We start from the raw sequence: 24118 nt of genomic DNA, 5'->3' as shown, positions 1-24118 counted from the left end.
CAGCACGAGCAGCGCGGTGGTCGAGGCCGGGGTCGTGGCGCTCGCCGTCCTCGCCACCGCGCTGCTCGTGCTGCGGGGCACCGACGCCACCGCGACGGTGGACCCGCTCGCCGTGGCGGCGCCGTTGCTGCTCGCGCTGGTGGCCTGCGTCCTCACGCTCCGGCTGTACCCGGTGGCACTGCGATCCGTGCTCGCGCACGAGCGATCCCGCGACGGATTCCTCGGCGTCCTGGGCGCCGCCCGCGCGCTCCGCGACCCGGCGACCGGCGTGGCGCCCGTGCTCGCCCTCATCGTCGGTGTGTCCTTCGCCGTCGCGAGTGCGGTCGTGCTCTCGATGGTGCAGACGGGAGCGGTGCACGCCGCCCGAGCCACGGCGGGTGCGGACATCCAGCTGTCGGCGAGCCGCTTCGACGCGGAGGCGGTCGCGACCGCCGAGGCGGTGGACGGCGTCGCGGCCGTCGCGCGCGTCGACCTGCTGCGCTCCGCCCAGCTGAAGGTGGAAGAGCGGCTGTCGCGCGTCTCCCTCTACCTCGTCGACCGGGAGCGACTCGACGAGGTGCAGGGCGACTTCCCGCGGATCGTGCCCGCCGACGTCTCGCTCGGTGACGGCTCGGGCGTGCCGCGGCTGCTCTTCTCCGAGAAGGTGGCAGACCGCATCGATGCGGCCGAGCTGCCGGTGCACATCGTCAAGGCCGACGCCGCGTTCGCCGGTGCCGTCCGCGAGGCGGTCCCCTTCACCTCCTCCTCGTCGTCGTGGGTGCTCGCCGACGTCGCGTACGCCGAGCAGATCTCGGACGACGCACCCATCCCGGTCCGGCTCCTCGTCCGCGTGGCACCCGGTGCCGACCCGGCCGCGGTCGCCGCAGAGCTGCGGGAGACGTTCGGTGCAGGGGTGCGCGTCGCGACATCCGCCGATGCCCTCGATGCGGTGTACGCGGACCCGGCCTTCGCCGGGCTGCGCGGTGCGCTCGTCGCCGGCGTGCTGGTGTGCGCGGTGCTGAGCGCCGTGGCGGTGGTGGTGACGCTCGTGCTGGGCACGCGCCCGCGACGCCGGATCCTCGCCCTCCTGCAGACGCTCGGTGCGCCGCCGCGCGCGGCCCGCGGCCTCGTGGCGTGGGAGCTCGCGCCCGCGGGGATCGCCGCGCTGATCGTGGGCGGCATCCTCGGGCTGCTGATGCCGGTGCTGCTGGCATCCGTGGTCGATCTGCGGCCGTTCACCCGGGGCGTCGACCCGCCGCCGTACGCGGCCGACCCCCTCGTTCTGCTGTCGACCCTCGGCGGATTCGCCGTCGTGACCCTGCTCGTCACTGCCGCCGCACTCGCCATCACCCGACGCGCTCGCGTCGCCGCCGTCCTGCGTACCGTGGAGGACACATGACCACCACCGTCACCCACGCGCCCGCGGTGGCGCACACCGTCGAGCCCGACATCGTGTGCGCCGATCTCGTGCGCATCTTCACCACCGAGGCCGTCGAGGTGCAGGCGCTCCAAGGGCTGAGCCTCGTCGTCGAGCGGGGCGAGCTCGTGGCCGTCGTGGGTGCCTCGGGCTCGGGCAAGTCGACCCTGCTGTCGATCCTCTCGGGACTCGACACCCCCACGGCCGGGGTCGCGCGGGTCGCCGACCGCGACCTCTTGACCCTCTCGCGGCGCGAGCGCGTGCGCTTCCGGCGGGAGTGCGTCGGATTCGTCTGGCAGCAGACCTCGCGCAACCTGCTGCCCTACCTGACCGCGGCGGAGAACGTCGCCGCGGTCCTCGCGATCACGGGATCCGTCAGGGGTGCGGCCCGCGCCGAACGGGTGGGCGCGCTGCTCGACCTGCTCGAGGTCTCCCATTGCGCCGACCGCCGTCCGGCGGAGATGTCGGGCGGCGAGCAGCAGCGCGTCGCGATCGCTGTGGGCATCGCCAACGAGCCCCGCGTGCTGCTGGCCGATGAGCCGACGGGGGAGCTGGACGACGAGACGAGTGCCCACGTGCTCGAGGCGATGCGGGTCGTCAATCGCGAGATCGGGATCACGACGCTGATCGTGACGCACGACCCCGCCGTGTCGGAGCACGTCGCGCGGACGGTGCAGATCCGCGACGGGCGCACGGCGACCGAGGTGCTGCGCTCGACCCGCACCGACGAGGACGGCGCCGAACACCACGTCGCCGAGGAGTACGCCGTGCTCGACAAGGTCGGCCGCCTCCAGCTGCCGGACGACTTCGTCACGACGCTCGACCTCCGCCAGCGGGTGCGCCTCGCCCTCGAGCCGGATCATGTCGGGGTGTGGCCCGGGCACCGCCGCGAGGCGTCGGCCGATCCCGCGCCGGTGGTCGCCGGCGGGACCTCGCACGACGGCGTCGTGACGGATGCGCCGGCGACACCCGACGGCCCGACGGAGGAGGAGCGATGACCATCGACCAGGCTCACGACGCCCGCGTGGCACTGCGGGGGGAGCGCCTCGTGCGGGTGTTCCCGTCCGCGGCGGGCGACGTGCACGCAGTGGACGGGATCGACATCGAGCTCAAGGCCGGCGAGCTCCTCGCCGTCCGCGGTGCATCGGGGGCGGGCAAGACGACGCTGCTGAACCTCCTCGGCGCGCTCGACCGCCCGACAACGGGGCGGGTGTGGATCGGCGACGTCGACACCACCGATCTGCCCGAGGACGAGCTCGCCGCGCTGCGGCGGGATGCCCTGGGTTTCGTGTTCCAGTCCTTCGGGCTCATCCCGGTGCTGTCAGCCCGCGAGAACGTGGAGCTGCCCCTGCGGATCGCCCGCACCGACCCCGCCGAACGCGACGAGCGCGTCGCCGACGCCCTCGCGATGGTCGGGCTCGCCGCGCATGCCGAACAGCGGCCGGCCGAGCTGTCGGGCGGCCAGCAGCAGCGCGTCGGCATCGCGCGGGCGATCGTGGCGCGCCCGCGCGTGCTGATCGCCGATGAGCCGACCGGGCAGCTCGACTCGCGCACCGCCGCGACGATCATGGACCTTCTCGGTGAGCTCGCCCACCGCCAGGGCCTCGCGGCGATCGTCTCGACGCACGACCCCCTGCTCGTCGCGCGCGCCGACCGGGTCATCGAGGTGCACGACGGCCGGATCGCCGGCTCCGGTGTCCGGGTCGGTGTCGACGGCGGCGACCGCGGGGGAGCGGATGCAGCAGCCCGGCCTGCGCCGCCCGCTGCCGCGTCGGCCGGCGTCCCGCGCACCCGGGCCGAGGCGCGCCGCGACCGGGAGGGTTCGGGCGCCTGACGCTGCCGGCGCAGCGGTAAATGTATACCTAAAGCGCTCCCGATCCACCCACAGTGGCGCCAGACGGGAACAATGTATACACTGGCCGGATGTCGAACGACGAAGTGATGCGCATGCGCGCCAGTGACCGCGCATACGCGACTCTCCTCGACGAGATCCAGTCCGGCATCCTGCGCCCCGGCGCCGTCCTCGGTGAGGTGGAGCAGGCGGCCCGCCTCGGCGTCAGCCGCACCCCGCTGCGCGAAGCGCTCGGCCGCCTCGCGGCAGACGGGCTCGTCGCGCAGCAGTCCCCGCGGGTGACCGTCGTGACCGCGATCGACGCCGGCGACATCCGTGAGATCTTCGAGGTGCGGCGGGCCCTCGAGGAATCCGCCGCGCGCCTGGCCGCCGAGCGCGGCGACGCCGCCGCATTCGCCGATCTCGCGCGCGACTTCGCACAGGTCGACCTCGCGGGCGACGAGGCACCGGGCACCGCCTCGCCCCGCGCGGACGGCACCGACGCCTATTACGCGCTCATCGAGCGCTTCGACCTCGCGCTGGACGCCGCCGTGGCCAACGACTACCTCACCGCAGCACTGCGCACGGTGCGCACGCACCTCGTCCGCGTGCGGCGCCTGGCACGCGACAACCCCGCGCGGCTCGCGGCGTCCGTCGCCGAGCACCGCCTGATCGCCGCCGCGATCGCGGCGCGCGACGCGGATCTCGCGGCCCACGCGACGCACGTGCACCTGCACAACGCCCTCCACAGCATCCTCGAGTCGCTCCGCGCCGCAGCGCTCACGAACTCCTCGACTCCTCGTTCGATCTGAAAGGCCGGTCATGACCGTCATCCACCACCTCCGTGTCCACCGCAGCGACGAGAACCTCGTCCGCGAAGGGCAGCTCGCCTGGCACATCGCCGAAGTCGCCGCCGACCCGGTGGCGGTCGACGCGGACGTGGTCGACATGATCATCAACCGCGTCATCGACAACGCGGCGGTGGCCGCGGCATCCCTCACCCGTGCGCCGGTCAGCGCCGCCCGCCAGCAGGCCCTCGACCACGCCGTGTCGGTCGGCGGCCGCGGAGCCACCGTGTTCGGGTGCGCGCTCGACCGCAAGACCAGCCCCGAATGGGCGGCGTGGGCGAACGGCGTCGCCGTGCGCGAGCTGGACTACCACGACACGTTCCTCGCAGCGGAGTACTCGCACCCGGGCGACAACATCCCGCCGATCGTGGCCGTGGCGCAGCACGTGGGTGCCGACGGCGCCGCGCTCGTGCGCGGACTCGCGACCGGCTACGAGATCCAGATCGACCTGGTGCGCGCGATCAGCCTGCACAAGCACAAGATCGACCACGTCGCCCACCTCGGCCCGTCGGCCGCGGCCGGCATCGGGACGCTCCTCGGCCTCGACGTCGAGACCATCTACCAGGCGGTCGGCCAGGCCCTGCACACCACCACCGCGACGCGGCAGTCGCGCAAGGGCGAGATCTCGACGTGGAAGGCGCACGCACCCGCGTTCGCCGGCAAGATGGCGATCGAGGCCGTCGACCGCGCGATGCGCGGCGAGACGTCGCCGAGCCCCATCTACGAGGGCGAGGACGGCGTCATCGCATGGCTGCTCGACGGCCCCGACGCCACCTACGAGGTCCCGCTCCCCGGTGCGGGCGAGCCCAAGCGCGGCATCCTCGACTCCTACACGAAGGAGCACTCGGCCGAGTACCAGGCGCAGGCATGGATCGACCTCGCCCGCAAGCTCCACGGCGAGCACGCGGAGCTGCTGGACCCGGCGAACGTCGAGGCGATCGTGCTGCACACCTCGCACCACACGCACTACGTGATCGGCTCGGGCGCGAACGACCCGCAGAAGTACGACCCGACGGCGTCGCGCGAGACGCTCGATCACTCGATCCCGTACATCTTCGCGGTCGCGCTGCAGGACGGCGGCTGGCACCACGTCGACTCGTACACGCCCGAGCGTGCGGGCCGCGCCGACACCGTCGACCTCTGGCAGAAGATCACCACGGCCGAGGACCCCGAGTGGACGCGCCGCTACCACTCCGAGGACCCGAACGAGAAGGCGTTCGGCGGCCGCGTCGAGATCCGCCTGACGAACGGCGAGACGATCGAGGACGAGATCGCGGTCGCCGACGCCCACCCGCTCGGCGCCCGGCCGTTCGCCCGCGAGGACTACGTGCGCAAGTTCCGGCTGCTGGCCGAGCCGGTGCTCGCGGCCGACGAGATCGAGCGCTTCCTCGACCTCGCCCAGCGCCTGCCCGAGCTGACCGCCGCCGAGGTGCAGCAGCTCACCATCGTCGCCGACTTCGGCGTCCTCGCGGGTGCACCGGCGCCGAAGGGCCTGTTCTGATGCGCGTTTCGACTCGCTTCGCTCGCTCAACGACCAGGCCTGTCTCCCCCCGGTCGTTGAGCGAGGGAGCGCTAGCGACCGAGACGAAACGCCCCGAGCCGACGAGGAGCGTCTGATGCTGTACTCCACCGTCCCGGCGCACGAGAAGCGCAGGCTGTTCCGCGAGCGGCTTGCGAGCGGCGAGCTGCTGCGCTTCCCGGGCGCGTTCAACCCGCTCAGCGCCCGGCTCATCGAGCGTAAGGGGTTCGAGGGCGTGTACATCTCGGGGGCGGTGCTCAGCGCGGACCTCGGCCTGCCCGACATCGGCCTGACGACGCTCACCGAGGTGGCCGCCCGCGGCCAGCAGATCGCGCGGATGACCGACCTGCCGGCCATCATCGACGCCGACACCGGGTTCGGCGAGCCGATGAACGTGGCACGCACGATCCAGACCCTCGAGGACGCCGGCATCGCCGGCACGCACATCGAGGACCAGATCAACCCGAAGCGCTGCGGTCACCTCGACGGCAAGGCCGTCGTCGACGAGGGCACCGCGATCAAGCGCATCCGTGCGGCCGCCGATGCCCGGCGCGACCCGAACTTCCTGATCATGGCGCGCACCGACATCCGCGCGGTGGAGGGGATGGATGCCGCCATCGACCGCGCGAAGGCGCTGGTGGATGCCGGAGCCGACGCGATCTTCCCCGAGGCCATGAGATCCCTCGACGAGTTCGCCGCGATCCGGGCCGCGGTCGACGTGCCGATCCTCGCCAACATGACGGAGTTCGGGAAGTCCGACCTGTTCTCGGTCGACCAGCTGCGGGACGTCGGGGTGAACATCGTCATCTGGCCGGTGTCGCTGCTGCGCATCGCGATGGGCGCGGCATCCCGTGCACTCGATACGCTCATCGAAGACGGACACCTCACCGCGAAGCTGGGTGAGATGCAGCACCGGGCCGATCTCTACGACCTCATCGACTACGAGCAGTACAACCACTTCGACCAGGACGTCTTCAACTTCCAGATCGACACCTCGGGTCGTTGAGCGAGGAGCGCAGCGACGAGACGAAACGCGTTTCGACTCGCGCGGACTCGCTCAACGAACGATGGCTGAGCAAAGGAGCAGAGCATGACCGAACCCGACATCAAGAAGGGGCTCGCGGGCGTCGTCGTCGACTACACGGCGGTCTCGAAGGTCAACCCCGACACGAACTCGCTGCTGTACCGCGGCTACCCGGTGCAGGAGCTCGCGGCCACGCAGTCGTTCGAGGCCGTCGCCTACCTGCTGTGGCACGGCGACCTGCCGACCGACGTGCAGCTGGCGCAGCTGCGCGCGACCGAGCGGGCGTACCGTCACCTCCCGGCTGATGTGCGTGCCGCGATCGACCTCGTGCCGATCGACGCGCACCCGATGGACGAGGTGCGCACGGCCGTGAGCCTCATCGGCGCCCGCGATCTCGCCGGCACCGGCTCGGTGCTCGACGTGAGCGGCAGCGCCGAGGAGAACCTGGCGCGCAGCGTCCGCCTGTTCGCCGTGCTCCCCGCGATCATCGCCTACGGCCAGCGCCGCCGGCGCGGCCAGCAGCCGGTCGCACCGCGCGACGACCTCGACTACGCCGCCAACTTCCTCTGGATGACGTTCGGCGAGGAGTCCGACCCGGTCGTCGTCGATGCCTTCAATCGCTCGATGATCCTGTACGCCGAGCACTCCTTCAACGCCTCGACGTTCACCGGCCGCGTCATCGCCTCGACGCTCAGCGACCTCTACTCGGCGGTCGTCGGAGCCATCGGCGCCCTCAAGGGACCCCTGCACGGCGGGGCCAACGAGGCCGTGCTGCACATCTTCGACGAGATCGGCACCGCCGAGAACGTCGGACCGTGGCTCGACGAGGCGCTCGCCGAGAAGCGCAAGATCATGGGCTTCGGCCACCGCGTCTACAAGCGCGGGGACTCGCGCGTGCCGACGATGAAGGCCGCGCTCGACTCACTCGTCGAGCACTACGAGCGGCCCGACGTCGCTGCGCTCTACGACACGCTCGAGTCGGAGTTCGTCGCGCGCAAGGGGATCTACCCGAACCTCGACTACCCGTCGGGTCCGGCGTACAGCCTCATGGGCTTCGACACGCTTACCTTCACCCCGCTCTTCGTCGCGGCGCGCGTCACCGGCTGGACCGCGCACATCATGGAGCAGCTCGCCTCGAACGCGCTCATCCGCCCGCTGTCGGAGTACAACGGCCCCGACGAGCGCCACATCGAGGGCTATGTGCCGGATGCCGCGACCCTCGCCGCCGCCCAGCGCGAAGAGGAAGCGGCGGGGTGAGCCGATGAGCCTCTGGCACGGCGCCGACGCCGTCGATCTCGGGGCGATGGCAGCAGGGACGCTCATCGAGACCCTCGGCATCGAGATCGTCGAGATCCGCGACGACGCACTGGTCGGACGGATGCCGGTGGACCATCGCACCGTCCAGCCGGCGGGCGTGCTGCACGGCGGGGCATCGGTCGCGCTCGCCGAGACGCTGGCGTCGTGGGCGGGCTACCTCGCGGTGGATCGCGAGCGGTTCCACGTCGTCGGGCAGGAGATCAACGCCAACCACATCCGCCCGATCTCGTCGGGCTGGGTGACGGCGACCGTGACGCCGGTGAACATCGGCCGCCGCGTGCACGTGTGGGAGATCCGCATCGTCGACGACGCCGGCAAGCTCGTGTGCATCTCGCGGTGCACGCTCGCCGTCATCGAGCAGCGCAGTACCTACGCGACGCCCGAGACGCGTCGGTGATGCCGCGGCCCGCGGCATCCGGGGCCGTCTTAGGCTCTTGAACAGGAGGTCTCCATGCCACAGGCCGTCATCGTCGACGTCGTCCGCACCCCGTCGGGGCGCGGCAAGCCCGGGGGCGCGCTGAGCGCAGTGCATCCGGTCGACCTCGTCGCCGGGGTGCTCACGGCGCTGCTCGAGCGCAGCGGGCTGGAGTCGCGGCAGGTCGACGACGTGCTGATGGGATGCGTCAGCCAGATCGGCGACCAGTCCCTCAACATCGCGCGGCAGGCCGTGCTCGCCGCCGGCTTCGACGAGACGGTGCCGGCTGTGACGATCGACCGCCAGTGCGGGTCGAGCCAGCAGGCCGCGCACTTCGCGGCGCAGGGCGTGATCGCCGGCGCGTACGACATCGTGATCGCCGCGGGCGTCGAGTCGATGAGCCGCGTGCCGCTGGGCTCGTCGGCCCACGGCGGGACCGTCTCGCAGGGCGTCGCGCACCGCTATCCCGAAGGCCTCGTGAACCAGGGCGTGTCGGCGGAGCTCATCGCCCAGCGGTGGGGCTTCGGCCGGGAAGAGCTCGACGCGTTCTCGGCAGAATCGCATCGGCGGGCAGCGGATGCCTGGACCCGAGGTGCGTTCGATTCGCAGGTGATCCCGGTGCTCGGCGGCGCCGCCGACGCGGTGGCGTTCGACGAGACCGTGCGCGCGGGCACGACCGCGGAGTCGCTGGCGGGGCTGAGGTCCGCCTTCCGCACCGATGCGCTCGCTGCGCGGTTCCCCGACCTCGACTGGCGCATCACGGCGGGCAATTCGTCGCCGCTCACGGATGCGGCATCCGCGGCGCTCATCATGAGCGAGGAGAAGGCGGCCGAGCTCGGCCTGACGCCGCGGGCGCGCTTCCACTCGTTCGCGGTGGTCGGCGACGACCCCATGATGATGCTGACCGGACCGATTCCGGCGACGAAGCGCATCTTCGAGCGCAGCGGCCTCGGGATCGACGACCTCGACGCGTACGAGGTGAACGAGGCGTTCGCGTCGGTGCCGCTCGCATGGCTGCGCGAGGTCGATGCCGACCCTGCGAAGCTCAACCCGTGGGGCGGCGCGATCGCCCTCGGCCACGCGGTCGGGGCATCGGGCACCCGCCTGCTCGGCACCCTCGTGTCGTACCTCGAGGCGACCGGTGGCCGCTACGGCCTGCAGACGATGTGCGAGGGCGGCGGCATGGCCAACGCCACGGTGATCGAGCGCCTGTAGCGGGGGAGCGGTCGGCTGCGCGATCGACGCGGGCCCCAGCTGCCCTCCGGGGATCCGCTCTCAGCCGACGCGTGATCGAACCGGATCCAGCACCGCCTCCGCCGCCCATGCGGCGGCGTCGGCGATGTCGCGACGGCTCATTCCGAACTCCCGGCGGAAGGTGACCCAGGTCGCAGCCGAGTCGAGGTGCGCCAGGCCCGCGACGATCGCGATGCGTTCGGCATCCTCGAGAGAGGGGATCTCGGCATCGACCATCTGCTCGAGCCTCGCCCGCGTGGGGCTGGGTGCCGCGCCGCTGATCCCTCGCATCGTCGTCTCAGCCACCACATGGGCCAGTTCCGGGCGGTGATCGTACGACTCCATCGCCGCCCGGATCGCGAGGGGCATGTCGAAGATGCTCGCGGAGTCCTGCCGGGGAAAGATCCTGCTCTCGACCCATGCCGCCGTCGCGAGCAGCAGATCGACCCGTGTCGCGTAGTTGCGGAAGACGGTTCGCTCGCCGACGCCCGCTCGGCGGGCGATCAGCCGGAATGACACGTCGTCTGTGCCGAGCTCCTCGATCAGCTCGGCGTAGGCGGCGAGGATCGCCTCTTGGGTGCGACTCACCTCGTGCGCTGCCTGCGCATCGATGTCGGAGGTCGCCGGCACGGTCATCCGCCTCCCCGTCGTGCCGCGCCCACTTCGGTCTCTCTCGGGATCAGCAGGTCGCCCAGGACCTCGGCGCACGTGCGGTCGAAGACATCCGCGATCTCCGGCGCGCTCATATCGAAGCCCGTGCGCATGCGGGCCCAGAACTGGGGCGACGCGAAATAGCGCAGTGCCGCTGCCACGCGCTGCAGATCCCGCTCGTTCAGAGAAGGGTGATTCGTGGCGAGCATCGCCACCAGGGCTCTGGTGAGGAAGGTCGGCTCCGCCTCGCCGGTCGGCGAGATCGTCGCCGCCCGCGCACACACGAAAGCGAACGCCGGTGACGAATCGAAAGCGTGGAACCTGGCGCGCGAGGCGGCCCGGAACTGAGCGATCGTGACGAAAGGCGGAAGCGGGAACTCGGTGGACTCGATCCACCCCGCGACACCCTCCAGCAGGTGCGATCTCGTCGGGAAGTGACGGTAGACCGTCCGCTCCGACACGCCGACCGCGTCGCCGAGCGTGCGGTACGAGATGTCGTCGAACGGGTGCTCGCGCAGAGCCGCGGCGGCGTTGGCGAGGATCGCTGTCGGAGTGTCGACGCCCTCCGCCATCGTCAGCCTCGTTCCTTCTGCCGTCTGGCCTGCTCGGCGGTCCGCCCAGGCGAGCTGTCCTGCGATGACGCCGGCTCGGCGGGCAGGACATAGCGATCCGAGTCGTCCAGCGTGAGTGCGAGCGACGACACGTACTGGGTCTCGCCGAATGTCCCGCGCTCCGCCGATGCCAGCATATCCGGCCGCTCGAACGTATAGCCGGTGACGTGGCAGCGCAGCCGCTCACCGGACGGGTTGCCGTCGACGTCGAGGATCGGTGACGCGATGCCATCGGTCTGGCGTCGCAGGTAGTACCTGCCGCGCGTCAGCAGCGCCATGAGCGGGGTCGTGATCACCGCCACGCCGATCGCGATCAGCACCGAGAGGGGCCGCAGATCCTCCCCGAACACACCAGCGAATGCCGCGAGCGACAGCAGCGACGCCAGACTCACCGACACGAGGCCGACCGGGTTCCAATCGCGCAGCATCCCGCGGCGGAACTCGGGGAACAACGGCGAGATGCGGAGGACGTGCTTGTTGATCGCGATGTCGGCGGCGATCGTGACCAGCCATGCCATCACGACATTGGCGTAGAGGCTGAGCACGAAGCTGATGAGGCTGAAGACGTCCATCCACATCAGCGCGAGCGCGATGGCGAGGTTGAAGAAGATGAAGACGGATCTGCCGGGGTACGTCTTGGTGAGGCGGGTGTACACGTTGGACCACGCCAGCGACCCGGAGTACGCGTTCGTGACGTTGATCTTCACCTGCGCGACGACGACGAGAACGAGCGCCAGCCCGATCGCCAGCCACTCCGGCATGATCGATTCGTAGAGCGCGATGAACTGGCGGACCGGCTCGGCGGCCTTCTGGCCAAGCTCCGGATCGACACGCGTGATGAGGTAGACCGCGAGGAACACGCCGATGACCTGCTTGATGCCGCTGAAGAGCACCCAGCCGGGTCCCGCGAACAGCAGCGAAGCCCACCACACCCGCCGATTCAGGCGCGTGCGCGGGGGCATCGCCCGGATGACGTCGATCTGCTCGGCGAGCTGCGGCGTCAGAGCGAAGCAGAGGGCTGCAGTGGCGACGATCGCCTGGAAGCTGACAGTCCCATCGGACTCGCCCGGGAACGCGACGAACGCGCTCACCGCATCGGGATCGGTCACGATCACCCAGAGCAGCGGCAGCAGGGCGAGCGCGAGCCACAGCGGCGTGGTCCAGAACTGCAGTCGCTCGAGTGCGCGCATTCCGTAGATCACGATCGGGATCACCACCACCGTGGAGACGAGGTAGCCGATCGGGAGCGGGATGCCGATCGCGATGTGGAGTCCCTGCGCCATGATCGCCCCCTCGAGGGCGAAGAAGATGCACGTGAACACCGCGAAGATGACGGTCGTGATCGACGAGCCGTAGTAGCCGAACCCCGATCCGCGCGCGATCAGGTCCAGATCGAGGTTGTAGCGAGCGGCATAGTAGGCGATGGGCAGACCGACGATGAAGATCGTGATCGATGCGAACAGGATGCCGAGGACGGCGTTGTTGGTGCCGTGCTCGATCCCGCCGCTGGCCCCGATGGAGAAGTCGGCGAGGAAGGCGATCGAGCCGAGGGCGGTGACCCCGATGGAACCCGCGCTCCAGCGCCGGAACGAACGGGGGACGTAGCGGAAGGCGTAGTCTTCGAGGCTGTCCTCGGCGGCTGCCCGCGCGTTGTCTGCCCTGCCCACGTCGGACCCCCTGCGGCTCGCGTCAGGCTCATTCTGCGCCCCGCGTGTTACAGCCGCATTGCGAAGAGACAGCGCTAGATCGCCATTGCCGCCCGCACGCCTTCGGCCGCGGACGCTCCGCCGTCGCCCACGCTCGAGACGAAGCCGCTCGCGAGCACGAGGTACTTGTCCGCCGCCTCCAGTGCGAAGCCGATGTGCTGCTCGACGAGCAGGACGGAGAGTCCCTCGCTCGCAAGCTGCATCACCGTGTGCTCGATCTCGGCGACGATCGTGGGCTGGATCCCCTCCGTCGGCTCGTCGAGGATGAGCATCTTCGGCTCGGTGATGAGCGCCCGGGCGATCGAGAGCTGCTGGCGCTGACCGCCGGAGAGCAGCCCGGCCTTGCGGCTCGCGAACTTCTCCAGGGCGGGGAACCGTGACAGCTGCTGCTCGATGAGCGCCTTGCCGCGCTTGCGACCGTCGGCGACGAGCTGCAGGTTCTCCATCGTGGTGAGCTGCGGGAACGACTGCTGGCCCTGCGGCACATACGCCATGCCCCGTGCGACGCGCTTGTTGGGCGGCAGTGACGTCACGTCGTCTCCGTCGAAGATCACCCGACCGCTGCGCGGCTTGATGAGTCCGATCGCCACGCGCAGCAGAGTCGACTTGCCGGCTCCGTTGTGGCCGAGCACGGCGACCACCTTGGCGGCGGGCAGCGTCACACCGTGCAGCACGAGCGTCGGGCCGTACCCTGCCTGGATTTCGTTCAGCTCGAGCACGTCAGGCTCCCTCTTCCTGCATTGCGGCATCCGTCGTCCCGTCGGGCACCACGAACATGGCGGCGGTGGTCGCTGCCCCGGCGGTGCCGAGGTAGACCTCCTGCACCCTGGGGTCGGCCTGCACCTGGGCGACGGCCCCCTCCGAGAGGACCTTTCCCTGATGCAGCACCGTGACGCGCGACGCGTAGCGGCGCATGAAGTCCATGTCGTGTTCGACGACGAGGACGATGCGGCGCTGGGCGATTCGCTGCAGCAGCTCTCCCGTGGCGGTCCGCTCGTCCTGGCTCATTCCGGCGACGGGCTCGTCCAGCAGCAGCGCGCGGGGCTCCTGAACGAGCATCATGCCGATCTCGAGCCACTGCTTCTGGCCGTGGGACAGGATGCCGGCGGGAGTCTCGCGCTCATCGCTGAGGCCGGTCTCCTCCAGCGCCGACTCGATCGCCGGGTCGACGCCGCGGCGGGCTCGCAGCAGCGAGAGCGAAGAGCGGTGCAGCCCCGCCGCGATGTCGAGGTTCTGCAGCACGGAGAGCTGCTCGAACACGCTCGCGGTCTGGAAGGTGCGGCCCACGCCGAGCCGCACGATCTTCTGGGTGGACCTGCCCAGGAGCTCCTGGCCCGCGAGCGTGACCGATCCCGTGCCCTTGGAGAGGCCGGTGATGGCGTCGATGCACGTGGTCTTGCCGGCCCCGTTCGGACCGATGAGGAAGCGGACCTCGCCCGGATGGGCGTCGAAGGAGACGCCGCCGACGGCGACGAATCCGTCGAACTCGACCCGCAGGTCGGTGACGACGAGCGAACCCTCGGCGGCGGTCACTTCGTCACCTCTTCACCGACGGGCTCGAGCACGGGTGCGGGATCGGCGAGCGCAGCGGGGGGTGTTTCGCGCGAGCGCCACACCAGACCCTTCGCCTTCCCGAACAGCGAGGACAGCCCCATCGGGAGGAAGAGCGTCACCAGGATGAAGACCAGGCCGAGGATGTAGATCCACCCGTCGGGCCAGTTGGAACCGAGACTCGACTGGCCCCATCCGATCGCCATCGCCCCGAGAGCCGGGCCGAAGAGCGAGGCGCGGCCTCCCAGCGCCACGCCGGCGATCATCAGGATCGAGGCGGAGGCGCCGATCTCGGCCGGGGTGATGATGCCCACGATGGGGACGAACAGTGCTCCCGCGATGCTGGCCATCACCGCGGCGACCACGTAGGCGACCAGCTTGATGTTGGCGGGGTCGTAGCCGAGGAACCGCACGCGCTCTTCGGCATCGCGCGTGGCGATCAGCAGCTCGCCGAAGCGACTGCGATTGAGCTGCCACACCGCGAGCAGGCACAGGATGAGCAGCGAGGCGGCGATCATGAAGACCATCACCTTGTTCGCGTCGTCGTTCAGGACGAACCCGAAGAAGTACTTGAAGTCGCTGAGCCCGGTGTCGCCGCCGGTCTCGCGGATCGTCGAACTGATCAGGACCGCGAGCGCCACGGCGAGCGCCTGGGAGAGGATCGCGAAGTAGGCGCCTTTGATTCTGCGCTTGAACAGGGCGTAGCCGAGCACCCCGGCCACGATCACCGGCAGCAGCACGATGGCCGCCAGCGTGAACGCGTCACTGCGGAACGGCTCCCAGAAGGCGGGAAGGGACGCCGACGGGTCGTACAGGATCATGAAGACGGGAAGGCTGCCGGGTGCCGTGCTCTCGAGTGTGAGGTGCATCGCCATGGCGTACGCCCCGAGCCCGAAGAAGACCCCCTGGCCGAGGACCAGCATTCCTCCGCGACCCCAGGCCAGCCCGATCCCCACCGCGGCGATCGCCCAGCAGCAGTACTTGCCGAGGTTGTTGAGCCAGTGCATCGACAGCACTGCCGGCGCGACGACCAGGAGCAGCACGGCGAACACCGCGATGCCGATGAGCGGAAGCCACGGTCTGATTCTCGTCATGTCAACCCCCGGGTGCGGACCGTGAACAGGCCCTGTGGACGGAACTGCAGGAACACGACGAGGAGCACGAAGGCCAGCACTTGGGCCATGCTTCCGGTCGTCCAGTCGGCGAAGAACGACAGCGCGATGCCGAAGGCCCACGCGGCGATCACGGTGCCCTTGATCTGGCCGACGCCGCCGGCGACCACCACGAGGAAGGCGGGAATGATGTACTGCGTGCCCATCTGAGAGTTCGTGCCGCCGATCAGGGATGCCGCGACTCCGGCGACACCGGCCAGGCCCGAACCCACGAAGAACGTGATGCGGTCGATGTTGCGGGTGCGGATGCCGCTGGTCTCGGCGAGGTCGCGGTTCTGGACCGTCGCTCTGATCCGGCGTCCGAAGGACGAGTACTTGAGCCACGCCGCCAGTGCGACCAGGCACAGGGCGGCCAGCACGATCGTGAACACCTGGCGAAGGGGCCACGCGTAGCCGAAGACGTCGATCTGCCCGTCGAGCCACCCGGGCGCCTCCACGGGCACGCCCTGTGCCGGGAAGATCTGCAACGCGAGCTGCTGCAGGATCAAAGCCACCCCGACCGTGACCAGGAGGGTGTCCAGCGGCCGTCGGTACATCCATTGGATGATGCCGATCTCGAGAAGAAGGCCGAGCAGGCCCGCGCCGACGAAGGCGAGCGGCAGGGCCAGCAGGATCGAGATGTTGCTCGAGGTGACGACCAGTTGGGTCATGTAGGCGATGAACGCGCCGGCCATGATGAACTCGCCGTGCGCCATGTTGATCACCCCCATCTGACCGAAGGTGAGGGTGAGCCCGAGCGCGGCCAGCAGCAGCAGCGCACCCAGCGCGGTGCCGTTCAGCAGGGGCGGTAAGAGTGCATCCACGTGCTTCGCTCTCTGTGCGGTCGGGAGTTCTTCGGTGGTGATGGTGCGGGGTCCCGCGTCCGGGGGACACGGGACCCCGCATCCGGTGAGGATCAGCCCGCGGCGGCTACCAGAGCATCGCGGACGTCAGCGGGGAACCAGTCGTAGCCCTCGAGGTACGGGTCCGGCTCGATGAAGCCGTCGGAGGACCAGACGATGTCGAACTGGTTCTCGGCGTTGATCCTGCCGATGTTGCCCGGCTTCGAGATGTGGTGGTTCTCGCCGTCCAGCGTGACGACACCCTCCGGCGCGTCGACGGTGATCCCGCCTGCCGCGGCTGCCGCATTCACGTCGTCGACCTCGAAGGAGCCGGCCGCTTCGACCAGCGCCTTGTAGAGGTACATCGAGATGTACGCCGCCTCCATGGGGTCGGAGGTCACCCCGCTGCTGCCGGGGTAGGCCTTCCATCGCTCGATGAAAGCCGGGTTGTTGGGAGTGTCCATCGACTGGAAGTAGTTCCAGGACGCGTAGTTGCCGGTGACTTCGTGTCCCATGGCCGGCGCCTCCTCCTCGGCGATCGACACCGAGATGATCGGGGTCGTCTCGGGGGTGAGACCGGCGTCGTAGTAGGCCTTGATGAAGCCGACGTTCGACGAGCCATTGATCGTGTTGAAGACGAAGTCCGGGTCCGCCGCGACGATCTTGGACACCTGGGTGGTCCAGTCGTCCTTGTCGAGGGGAACGTACTCCTCGCCGACGATCTCGATGCCGAGTTCTTCGGCGTAGAGCTTGATGATCGCGTTCGCGGTGCGCGGGAACACGTAGTCGGAGCCTGCCAGGAACAGCGTCTCCACACCCTGCGCGGCGAGGTAGTCCATCGCGGGGATGATCTGCTGGTTGGTGGTCGCGCCGGTGTAGTAGATGTTCGGCGACGACTCGAGGCCTTCGTACTGCACCGGGTAGAAGAACAGTCCGTTGTTCTCCTCGACGACCGGCTTGACGGCCTTGCGGGAGGACGAGGTCCAGCCGCCGAAGATCGCGGCGACGCAGTCCTGGGTGAGCAGCTTCTCGGTCTTCTCCGCGAAGGTCGGCCAGTCGGTGGCACCGTCTTCCTGGATGTACTCGATCTGCTTGCCGAGGATGCCGCCGTCGGCGTTGATCTCATCCGCGGCCATGTGCAGGACGTTGGAGACGGTCTGCTCCGAGATCGCCATGCCGCCGGTGAGCGAATTGAGGAAGCCCAGCTTGATCGTGTCGCCCGACGTGTCGATGCAGCTCGCCGGTGCCGCGGCATCCGATTCGGCCGCCGCCGGGGCATCGCCGGCGCGGGAACCGCAGCCGGCGAGAACGAGGGCGACCGTCGCCGCGAGGGCGGGAACAGCCAGCAGGCTTCGCGCCCGCCGTGTCCTGTTCGTTGTCATGGGAACTCCGTTTCTGTGTGATGCAGGTGGTGCGTTCTCGGGTGGGCCGGTCCGCCCTGCGGGCACGCCGAATGACGCCGTCGCACCGGCACTGTCCTCAGGAACGCCGAAAGGGAGGCGCGTCGAGGGTGTGGTGGCGCGGGCTGATCGGTGGGTCAGCGGTGTGGTGCAGGGGTGGGCCGGTGGTGCGGTGCGTCTCGATGCCTGCTGGTGCCGGGCTTCGCGTGCCGGTTCAGATCGGCGGAAGGTGGTCGCCGACTGCTGCGGTCCTGCCAGCATGGGCGCGTGACATTACTCTGACATTTCTCGATTGTTCCGGTTCTGTTAATCGTGCGCCGTAGTTCGGCCGCAGAAGCGCGTAATTCCGGGAAACCGCGAATGAATGCCGAAGTGAGGGCTCTCGGCAGCCGTCGGCGAATACGGGCGTTGTGGCACACTTCTGACATCACCAGCCGGAGGCCCGAATGCACTTCACTCCCGCCGAGACCGAGAAGCTCCTGCTGTCGGTCGCCGCGATGGTCGCGCGCGATCGGCTCGAGCGCGGCATCCTGCTCAACCACCCCGAGACGGTCGCGCTGCTGTCCTGCTGGGTGATCGAACGGGCCAGAGAAGGCCGTGGCGTCGCCGAGCTGATGCAGGAGGGCCGCGCCGTCCTCACGCGTGACCAGGTGATGCCGGGCGTTCCCGAGATGATCGCCGACGTGCAGGTCGAGGCGACCTTCCCCGACGGTCGCAAGCTCGTCACCGTCCACCATCCGATCGACTGAGGAGTCGCCGTGGCATCCGCTACCTCCCAAGGCCCTGGCGCCTACCGGATCCGACCGGGACGCATCGAGCTCAATGCCGATCGGAGCGAGGCGGAGCGCATCCGGCTCGTGTTCGTGAACACCGGAGACCGGCCGATCCAGATCGGTTCGCACATCCACCTGCCCGATGTGAATGCGGCCCTGGAGTTCGACCGCGCCCTCGCACACGGATTCCGCCTCGACATCGCGTCCGGAACCTCGCAGCGCTTCGAGCCGGGCGCGTCACGAGAGCTCGACGCCGTCGCGCTGCGCGGAGCGCGTCGGGTTCCCGGCATCCGGGTCAAGACCGACGGAGAGGAGCTCCTCGATGGTCTGGCTTGATCGGTCGCGGTACGCCGCGATCTACGGTCCGACGGTGGGCGACGAGGTGCGCCTCGGCGACACCGATCTGTGGATACAGATCGAGCGCGACCTCACCGCAGGCGGGGAGGAAGCCGTCTTCGGCGGCGGCAAGTCCATCCGCGAATCCATGGCCCAGGCCACGGCGACGCGGGCGGAAGGAGCGCTGGACACGGTCATCACCAACGCGGTCATCCTGGACTGGTGGGGCATCATCCGCGCCGATATCGGCATCCGTGACGGTCGCATCGTCGGCATCGGGCACGCCGGCAATCCCGACATCAGCGATGGCATCGACATGGTCATCGGACCCTCGACCGACGTCATCTCGGGCGAGGGGCGCATCGTCACCGCCGGCGCCATCGACTCGCACGTCCACCTGCTCTCGCCCTCGCAGATCCACGAGGCCCTCGCCACCGGGATCACCACGATCGTGGGCGGGGGCACCGGCCCCTCCGAGGGATCGAAGGCGACGACCGTCACACCCGGTGCATGGCATCTGTCCGCCATGCACCGCGCGCTCGATCCCCTCCCCGTCAATGTCCTGCTGCTCGGCAAGGGCAACACCGTCTCGATGGCCGCACTGAAGGAGCAGGCGCTCGCGGGCGCCGCGGGCTACAAGGTGCACGAGGACTGGGGCTCGTCCCCCGCCGCGATCGACGCGTCCTTGCGCGCCGCCGAGGAGTGGGGGCTGCAGGTCGCGCTGCACTCCGACTCGCTGAACGAGGCGGGCTTCGTCGAGTCGACCATCGCGGCGATGGGCGGCCGGTCGATCCACGCATTCCACGTCGAGGGAGCGGGCGGCGGTCACGCGCCCGACATCCTCTCGATCGCGGGGCTGCCGAACGTGATCCCCGGTTCGACGAACCCGACCCTCCCGCACACCGTGAACACCGTCGCCGAGCACCTCGACATGCTGATGGTCTGCCATCACCTCAACCCCGCCGTGCCGGAGGATCTCGCGTTCGCGGAGTCCCGCATCCGTGCCACCACGATCGCCGCGGAAGACATCCTCCACGACATCGGAGCGCTGTCGGTGACCTCCTCCGACGCACAGGCCATGGGCCGCATCGGCGAAGTGGTCACGCGCACCTGGCAGGTCGCGCACGTCATGAAGCACCGTCGCGGTGCGTTGGACGGCGGGATGCCGGCAGACAACGAACGCGCACGGCGGTATGTGGCGAAGTACACGATCAACCCCGCGATCGCCCACGGCATCGCCTACGACGTCGGATCGATCGAGGTCGGCAAGCTCGCCGACCTGACGGTGTGGGACCCGAAGTTCTTCGGCGTCCGCCCGGCCGTCGTCGTCAAGGGCGGCGCGATCGCGTGGGCCGCGCTCGGCGACCCGAACGCGTCGATCCCGACACCTCAGCCCGTGATGATGCGACCGTCCTTCGGCGACACGATCGGGGCGGACCTGTCGGTCACCTACGTCTCACCCGCGGCTCTGCAGGACGGCATCGCCGAGACGCTCGGGCTGCGCCGCCGACTCGCGGCGGTCGAGCCCACGCGTCACATCGGCAAGGCCGACATGAAGAACAACGACCGTCTGCCGTCGATCCGCATCCGTGCCGACACGTTCGAGATCGCGATCGACGGCGAGGACGTCGAACCGGCACCCGCGGCATCCCTCCCGCTGGCCCAGCTGTACACCATGTTCTGAGACGCTCCATGGACTCCGCCGCGCACACCGTCACCATGCTGCTCGCCGACGCACGTCTGCCTTCGGGCGGGCACGCGTTCTCGGCGGGCGTCGAGCCGGCCGTCCAGGGCGGGCTCGCGCGAGCGGACGTCGGGGCGTTCCTGCGTGCCCGGGCGCGCACGACGACGCTCGTGGATGCCGCGACCGCGGTCGTGGCGCGGCGGGCCGGCCTCAGCGGTGCGCCCTATACGCCGGTCGAACGGGCGTGGGCGGCGCGCACCCCGAGCCGCGCAGCGCGGACCGCCTCGATCGACCTCGGCCGTGGGCTGCTGCGACTCGCGCAGCGCCTGTGGCCGCAGTCGCCGGCGATCGCCGCACTGACCGGAGGGGACACGGCGACGCCGCCTCGCCCGATCGTCCTCGGCGCGATCGCGGCTCACGCGGGGCTCGATGCCGAGACTCTCGTGCGCGTCGCCGTGTACGACGACATGGCCGGCGGCGTCGCCGCTCTCCTCAAGCTCGAACCCGGCGACCCGGTCGACGGCGTGCGGCTCGTGATCGACGCGTGCGCAGCGGTCGATCCCCTCATCCTGCAGCTCGCGGCACTCGACTCACCCGAGGCGATCCCTGCGGCGAGCGCCCCCGAATCCGAAGCGTGGACAGAAGCCCACGCCGCAACGAACAGGAGACTCTTCCGTGCCTGACTCACCACTCGCTCCCCGCGCGCTCCGGCTCGGCGTCGCCGGCCCCGTCGGCACCGGCAAGTCGTCGCTCATCGCCACGGTGTGCCGCGCGCTCGCGACCGACCTTCGCCTCGGCGTCATCACGAACGACATCTACACCGATGAGGACGCCCGGTTCCTCCGCTCCGCCGGTGTGCTCGACCCCGAGCGCATCCGGGCCGTCGAGACCGGTGCCTGCCCGCACACCGCGATCCGCGACGACATCACCACCAACCTTCTGGCCGCCGAAGACCTCGAGCGGGACTTCGCGCCCCTCGACGTCGTGCTCATCGAGTCGGGCGGCGACAACCTGACGGCGACGTTCTCGCCGGCCCTGGTGGACGCGCAGATCTTCGTCCTGGACGTCGCCGGCGGAGGCGATGTCGCTCGGAAGGGCGGCCCGGGCATCGGTCGCGCCGACCTCCTCGTCGTCAACAAGACCGACCTGGCGCCGTATGTCGGCGTCGACGTGGCGCAGATGGTGACGGATGCCGAAGGGGCACGAGACGGCCGCGCCGTGCTGGCCCTGTCGCGGCACGACGCAGCCTCGGTCGCGGCGCTGCGTGCCTGGGTGCTGATGATCCTCGCGAGCCACCGGGCGGGTACCCACATCGCGCAGGACCCCGGGCCGATGGCCCCGCACTTCCACGCCGATGACGAGCATCCCGAGGGCGGGTTCGTCCACTCCCACGACCACGATGCCGCCGACGCCACCCACGTCCATGACCACTCCCGCACGCAGGCCGCGGGGCGCTGAGACGAACGAGTGACCTCGACGCGCATCGCGGTCGTCGCGGGTGAGCCGCGGGCGCATGTGGAGCTCGCCGTGGGCGCGCTCGCACCGCGCCTCATCTCGCGCGATCGCACACACGCGCAGATCGCGGTCGCCGCAGCCGGCATGGTGCTGCTCGGCGGCGATCAGGTGCACATGGAGATCGACGTCGGACCGGGGTGCACGGTCGAGATCGAGGACGTCGGGGGGACGGTCGCCTATCGCGGCGCGCGTTCGTCGTGGATCCTCGACGTGGCGGTCGGAGCCGGCGGGACGCTGCTGTGGCACGGTCTGCCCTTCGTGGTCACGGACGGGGCGGACGTCGAACGCCGCACCTGCATCACCCTGGATTCCGACGCGCGAGCGGTGATCCGCGAGACGCTCGTGCTCGGCAGGCACGGCGAACGGGGCGGGCGACTCGCCTCGGCGCTCGCGGTCTCCGATAGCGGCGGACCCCTCCTCGTGGAACGGCTGGAGGCAGCCGGCAGTATGCCCGAGCCCGGGGTGCTCGGCAGCAACCGGGTGATCGATGCCGTGATCGCGGTCGGATTCCGCCCGCCCGCCCGTGCGGGCGACCTCGAGTTCGATCGGCCCGGATCCATGGCGCGTCACCTCTCCGACCACACGCACGGTTCGTCCCTGGACCGCGTGTGGGATGCCTGGGTCTCGCACGCGCAGGAGCGCCCCTTCACGCCTGAGCCGGAAAGGACTCACATTGACAGCACTCCGCGATGATCAGACCGGGCCACGCATCCGGCGGAGCACGATCGGCGTCATCTCGCTGATCGCGATCCTGCACGTGCTCGGCTGGGGAGTCCTGGTCCTCCTGGTGATCCCCGCCGGCATCCCGCTCGGTGGCGGCGGGGGCACGCTCGTCACTCTCGGCGTCGGGCTCACCGCGTACGCCCTCGGAGTGCGCCACGCGTTCGACGCCGACCACATCGCTGCGATCGACAACACCACGCGCCGCCTCGCCGAACGCGGAAAGCCGGCCAACACCGTCGGATTCTGGTTCTCGCTCGGCCACTCGACCATCGTCGTCGTGCTGTGCATCCTGCTGGCACTCGGAATCACGGCGATCGGCACGTCGCTCGCCGATGACTCCTCCGCCCTTCGCACCTGGACCGGGATCATCGGCCCCACCGTCTCGGGCGTCTTCCTCCTCATCATCGCCGCCATCAACATCGCGTCGCTGCGGCGCCGCCACGGGCACGCAGGCGGTCCGGTGCTGCGGATGCTCGGGCCCTTCGAGCGAGCGGTGGATCGGCCGTCCCGCATGTACGTGGTCGGACTGCTGTTCGGGCTGGGCTTCGACACCGCGACGGAGATCGGGCTGCTCGCGCTCGCGGGTGCCGCCAGCTTCGGAGCCGTGCCCTGGTGGGCAGCGCTCACCCTGCCGATTCTGTTCGCCGCCGGAATGAGCGCCTTCGACACCACCCAAGGCGCCGTGATGCGCCGCGCGTACAGCTGGCAGCCCGGTCGGCGCCACCTGGGTGAGGTGTACGCGCTCGTGATGACCGGCATATCGGTGGTGGCCGCCGTGCTGATCGCGATCGTCCAGCTGTCGGACGTCCTCGTTGCGAATCTCAACATCGGAGGTCCGCTTCCCTGGGTGGCATCGGTGGGCATCGACGGACTCGGGTTCGTGCTGACGGGCATGCTCCTCGTCACATGGGCGGTTGTGCTGGTGACCATGCGACGGCCTCGGACGACCACGAACTGACGCCGGCCACGGGAGCCTCGCGCCGTACCGCGATGCGCGCACCTCCTCGCGCGGCGCGCCGCGCGTCGAAAGGGGTGCAGCCCTTCCATCCGGGCGCAAGCGCGATCAGTATGGGTTCGTCGGCATCGAGCGATGAGGGGTTCAAAGATGAGCGTTTACCGAGTGATCGACGTCATCGGCACCAGTGCCTCGTCCTGGGAGGAGGCGGCACGAGAGGCCATCACCACCGCCGCGGGATCACTGCACGACCTGCGCGTCGCCGAGGTGACGAAGCAGGACGTCGTGGTCGGCGACGACGGGACGCTGCTGTTCCGTTCCCGGGTCCAGCTGTCCTTCAAGTACGCGCCCGAGTAGGCCGATCGCCCGCACCGGCCGGCGCCCGGTCGGCTAGCATTCGGGGATGACGAACCTGCCGCCGATCGAAGATGTCTCGATCGGCGGTGACGACATCCGCCTCGGGCAGTTCGTGAAGTTCGCCGGACTCCTCGACTCCGGCGGAAACGTCAAAGAGGCCATCATCGACGGCTATGTGCTCGTGAACGGCGAGGTCGATCGCCGTCGCGGACGCCAGTTGCAGCTCGGCGACATCGTCGGCTTCGAGGGACGACGGGTGCGCGTCTGCCCGTGAGGGCGT

At 69.9% G+C, this 24118-nt stretch carries 26 protein-coding genes; 18 read left to right on the top strand and 8 right to left on the bottom strand.

Annotated features, from left to right (window positions below; all coding sequences use genetic code 11):
• The 9 genes from ACI3KX_RS14665 to ACI3KX_RS14625 form a co-directional block, all read left to right on the top strand.
• On the top strand, positions 1–1378 hold a 1378-nt coding region (locus ACI3KX_RS14665), incomplete at its 5' end, for an FtsX-like permease family protein (RefSeq protein WP_404910198.1).
• Positions 1375–2394 (top strand): ABC transporter ATP-binding protein, encoded by a 1020-nt coding sequence (locus ACI3KX_RS14660; protein WP_404910197.1) that lies wholly within the window; start codon positions 1375–1377, stop codon positions 2392–2394. The genes ACI3KX_RS14665 and ACI3KX_RS14660, both read left to right, overlap by 4 nt.
• Positions 2391–3230 (top strand): ABC transporter ATP-binding protein, encoded by an 840-nt coding sequence (locus ACI3KX_RS14655; protein ID WP_404910196.1) that lies wholly within the window; start codon positions 2391–2393, stop codon positions 3228–3230. The genes ACI3KX_RS14660 and ACI3KX_RS14655 overlap by 4 nt, the downstream gene beginning before the upstream one ends.
• Before the next feature lie 113 nt (positions 3231–3343).
• Positions 3344–4039 carry a GntR family transcriptional regulator gene (locus ACI3KX_RS14650; protein WP_363355756.1) on the top strand — a complete coding sequence of 232 codons (696 nt, stop codon included), beginning with the start codon at positions 3344–3346 and terminating at the stop codon, positions 4037–4039.
• A 10-nt stretch (positions 4040–4049) separates the two neighbouring features.
• Complete coding sequence (locus tag ACI3KX_RS14645) at positions 4050–5576, top strand: MmgE/PrpD family protein (protein WP_404910195.1); 1527 nt, start codon at positions 4050–4052, stop codon at positions 5574–5576.
• A gap of 115 nt (positions 5577–5691) precedes the next feature.
• A complete protein-coding gene (gene prpB / locus ACI3KX_RS14640; protein WP_349425397.1) occupies positions 5692–6600 on the top strand; it encodes a methylisocitrate lyase in 909 nt (302 codons plus the stop codon).
• 84 nt (positions 6601–6684) lie between these two features.
• On the top strand, positions 6685–7875 hold the full coding sequence (locus ACI3KX_RS14635; protein WP_404910194.1) for a bifunctional 2-methylcitrate synthase/citrate synthase: 1191 nt from the start codon (positions 6685–6687) through the stop codon (positions 7873–7875).
• A gap of 4 nt (positions 7876–7879) precedes the next feature.
• Positions 7880–8332, top strand: a complete 453-nt coding sequence (locus ACI3KX_RS14630; RefSeq protein ID WP_363355157.1) for a hotdog fold thioesterase — start codon at positions 7880–7882, stop codon at positions 8330–8332.
• Positions 8333–8386: 54 nt separating this feature from the next.
• The gene (locus tag ACI3KX_RS14625) at positions 8387–9565 is read left to right on the top strand and encodes a thiolase family protein (protein ID WP_404910193.1); all 1179 of its coding nucleotides are present in this window, start codon (positions 8387–8389) and stop codon (positions 9563–9565) included.
• A gap of 60 nt (positions 9566–9625) precedes the next feature.
• Here ACI3KX_RS14625 and ACI3KX_RS14620 read toward each other — a convergent pair whose 3' ends face one another.
• The 8 genes from ACI3KX_RS14620 to urtA all read right to left on the bottom strand — a co-directional run bounded on the left by ACI3KX_RS14620 (position 9626) and on the right by urtA (position 17477).
• Positions 9626–10213: a TetR/AcrR family transcriptional regulator gene (locus ACI3KX_RS14620; RefSeq protein WP_404910192.1), complete on the bottom strand. Its 588-nt coding sequence runs from the start codon at positions 10211–10213 to the stop codon at positions 9626–9628.
• A gap of 2 nt (positions 10214–10215) precedes the next feature.
• Positions 10216–10806 (bottom strand): TetR/AcrR family transcriptional regulator, encoded by a 591-nt coding sequence (locus ACI3KX_RS14615; protein WP_363355151.1) that lies wholly within the window; start codon positions 10804–10806, stop codon positions 10216–10218.
• Positions 10807–10808: 2 nt separating this feature from the next.
• A complete protein-coding gene (locus tag ACI3KX_RS14610; RefSeq protein ID WP_404910191.1) occupies positions 10809–12512 on the bottom strand; it encodes a purine-cytosine permease family protein in 1704 nt (567 codons plus the stop codon).
• Between the two features lie 74 nt (positions 12513–12586).
• Entirely contained in the window at positions 12587–13270 is a 684-nt protein-coding gene (locus ACI3KX_RS14605) for an ATP-binding cassette domain-containing protein (RefSeq protein WP_404910190.1), read from the bottom strand.
• 1 nt (position 13271) lies between these two features.
• Positions 13272–14084, bottom strand: a complete 813-nt coding sequence (gene urtD, locus ACI3KX_RS14600) for an urea ABC transporter ATP-binding protein UrtD (protein ID WP_349425389.1) — start codon at positions 14082–14084, stop codon at positions 13272–13274.
• Positions 14081–15196, bottom strand: a complete 1116-nt coding sequence (gene urtC / locus ACI3KX_RS14595; RefSeq protein ID WP_404910189.1) for an urea ABC transporter permease subunit UrtC — start codon at positions 15194–15196, stop codon at positions 14081–14083. The genes urtD and urtC overlap by 4 nt, the downstream gene beginning before the upstream one ends.
• Positions 15193–16077, bottom strand: coding sequence for an urea ABC transporter permease subunit UrtB (gene urtB / locus ACI3KX_RS14590; RefSeq protein WP_363355143.1), 885 nt, complete (start codon positions 16075–16077; stop codon positions 15193–15195). The genes urtC and urtB overlap by 4 nt, the downstream gene beginning before the upstream one ends.
• 92 nt (positions 16078–16169) lie before the next feature.
• Positions 16170–17477, bottom strand: coding sequence for an urea ABC transporter substrate-binding protein (gene urtA / locus ACI3KX_RS14585; RefSeq protein WP_349425386.1), 1308 nt, complete (start codon positions 17475–17477; stop codon positions 16170–16172).
• Between the two features lie 464 nt (positions 17478–17941).
• Here urtA and ACI3KX_RS14580 point away from each other — a divergent pair, with 464 nt between their 5' ends.
• The 9 genes from ACI3KX_RS14580 (at position 17942) to ACI3KX_RS14540 (ending at position 24112) form a co-directional block, all read left to right on the top strand.
• Entirely contained in the window at positions 17942–18244 is a 303-nt protein-coding gene (locus ACI3KX_RS14580) for an urease subunit gamma (RefSeq protein ID WP_349425385.1), read from the top strand.
• Positions 18245–18253: 9 nt separating this feature from the next.
• On the top strand, positions 18254–18604 hold the full coding sequence (gene ureB, locus ACI3KX_RS14575) for an urease subunit beta (protein ID WP_349425384.1): 351 nt from the start codon (positions 18254–18256) through the stop codon (positions 18602–18604).
• Positions 18591–20288: an urease subunit alpha gene (locus tag ACI3KX_RS14570; protein ID WP_404910188.1), complete on the top strand. Its 1698-nt coding sequence runs from the start codon at positions 18591–18593 to the stop codon at positions 20286–20288. The genes ureB and ACI3KX_RS14570 overlap by 14 nt, the downstream gene beginning before the upstream one ends.
• Before the next feature lie 8 nt (positions 20289–20296).
• Positions 20297–20971, top strand: a complete 675-nt coding sequence (locus ACI3KX_RS14565) for an urease accessory UreF family protein (RefSeq protein ID WP_363355138.1) — start codon at positions 20297–20299, stop codon at positions 20969–20971.
• Complete coding sequence (gene ureG, locus ACI3KX_RS14560) at positions 20964–21746, top strand: urease accessory protein UreG (RefSeq protein WP_363355136.1); 783 nt, start codon at positions 20964–20966, stop codon at positions 21744–21746. Before ACI3KX_RS14565 ends, ureG begins: the two co-directional genes overlap by 8 nt.
• A gap of 9 nt (positions 21747–21755) precedes the next feature.
• Positions 21756–22496, top strand: coding sequence for an urease accessory protein UreD (locus ACI3KX_RS14555; protein ID WP_363355134.1), 741 nt, complete (start codon positions 21756–21758; stop codon positions 22494–22496).
• Complete coding sequence (locus ACI3KX_RS14550) at positions 22477–23484, top strand: HoxN/HupN/NixA family nickel/cobalt transporter (protein WP_404910187.1); 1008 nt, start codon at positions 22477–22479, stop codon at positions 23482–23484. Before ACI3KX_RS14555 ends, ACI3KX_RS14550 begins: the two co-directional genes overlap by 20 nt.
• A gap of 147 nt (positions 23485–23631) precedes the next feature.
• Positions 23632–23838 (top strand): dodecin family protein, encoded by a 207-nt coding sequence (locus ACI3KX_RS14545; protein WP_331905830.1) that lies wholly within the window; start codon positions 23632–23634, stop codon positions 23836–23838.
• Positions 23839–23884: 46 nt separating this feature from the next.
• Positions 23885–24112, top strand: coding sequence for an RNA-binding S4 domain-containing protein (locus ACI3KX_RS14540; protein WP_349425377.1), 228 nt, complete (start codon positions 23885–23887; stop codon positions 24110–24112).
• Positions 24113–24118 lie beyond the last annotated feature (6 nt).

The organism is Microbacterium sp. ZW CA_36, assembly GCF_044987475.1.
Lineage (GTDB): Bacteria > Actinomycetota > Actinomycetes > Actinomycetales > Microbacteriaceae > Microbacterium.
Note: the sequence above shows the minus strand (reverse complement) of the source record. Positions and strands in the feature narration are given on the sequence as shown.

Excerpts from the sequence above, each read along its gene's own strand:
- ACI3KX_RS14630 (WP_363355157.1), top strand. The coding sequence starts at position 7,880 with ATGAGCCTCTGGCACGGCGCCGACGCCGTCGATCTCGGGGCGATGGCA.
- ACI3KX_RS14645 (WP_404910195.1), top strand. The coding sequence starts at position 4,050 with ATGACCGTCATCCACCACCTCCGTGTCCACCGCAGCGACGAGAACCTC.
- ACI3KX_RS14635 (WP_404910194.1), top strand. The coding sequence starts at position 6,685 with ATGACCGAACCCGACATCAAGAAGGGGCTCGCGGGCGTCGTCGTCGAC.
- ACI3KX_RS14660 (WP_404910197.1), top strand. The coding sequence starts at position 1,375 with ATGACCACCACCGTCACCCACGCGCCCGCGGTGGCGCACACCGTCGAG.
- ACI3KX_RS14625 (WP_404910193.1), top strand. The coding sequence starts at position 8,387 with ATGCCACAGGCCGTCATCGTCGACGTCGTCCGCACCCCGTCGGGGCGC.
- urtC (WP_404910189.1), bottom strand. The coding sequence starts at position 15,196 with ATGACGAGAATCAGACCGTGGCTTCCGCTCATCGGCATCGCGGTGTTC.
- ACI3KX_RS14615 (WP_363355151.1), bottom strand. The coding sequence starts at position 10,806 with ATGGCGGAGGGCGTCGACACTCCGACAGCGATCCTCGCCAACGCCGCC.
- prpB (WP_349425397.1), top strand. The coding sequence starts at position 5,692 with ATGCTGTACTCCACCGTCCCGGCGCACGAGAAGCGCAGGCTGTTCCGC.
- ACI3KX_RS14650 (WP_363355756.1), top strand. The coding sequence starts at position 3,344 with ATGCGCGCCAGTGACCGCGCATACGCGACTCTCCTCGACGAGATCCAG.
- urtA (WP_349425386.1), bottom strand. The coding sequence starts at position 17,477 with ATGACAACGAACAGGACACGGCGGGCGCGAAGCCTGCTGGCTGTTCCC.
- ACI3KX_RS14570 (WP_404910188.1), top strand. The coding sequence starts at position 18,591 with ATGGTCTGGCTTGATCGGTCGCGGTACGCCGCGATCTACGGTCCGACG.
- ACI3KX_RS14565 (WP_363355138.1), top strand. The coding sequence starts at position 20,297 with ATGGACTCCGCCGCGCACACCGTCACCATGCTGCTCGCCGACGCACGT.
- ACI3KX_RS14545 (WP_331905830.1), top strand. The coding sequence starts at position 23,632 with ATGAGCGTTTACCGAGTGATCGACGTCATCGGCACCAGTGCCTCGTCC.
- ACI3KX_RS14540 (WP_349425377.1), top strand. The coding sequence starts at position 23,885 with ATGACGAACCTGCCGCCGATCGAAGATGTCTCGATCGGCGGTGACGAC.
- ACI3KX_RS14580 (WP_349425385.1), top strand. The coding sequence starts at position 17,942 with ATGCACTTCACTCCCGCCGAGACCGAGAAGCTCCTGCTGTCGGTCGCC.
- ACI3KX_RS14655 (WP_404910196.1), top strand. The coding sequence starts at position 2,391 with ATGACCATCGACCAGGCTCACGACGCCCGCGTGGCACTGCGGGGGGAG.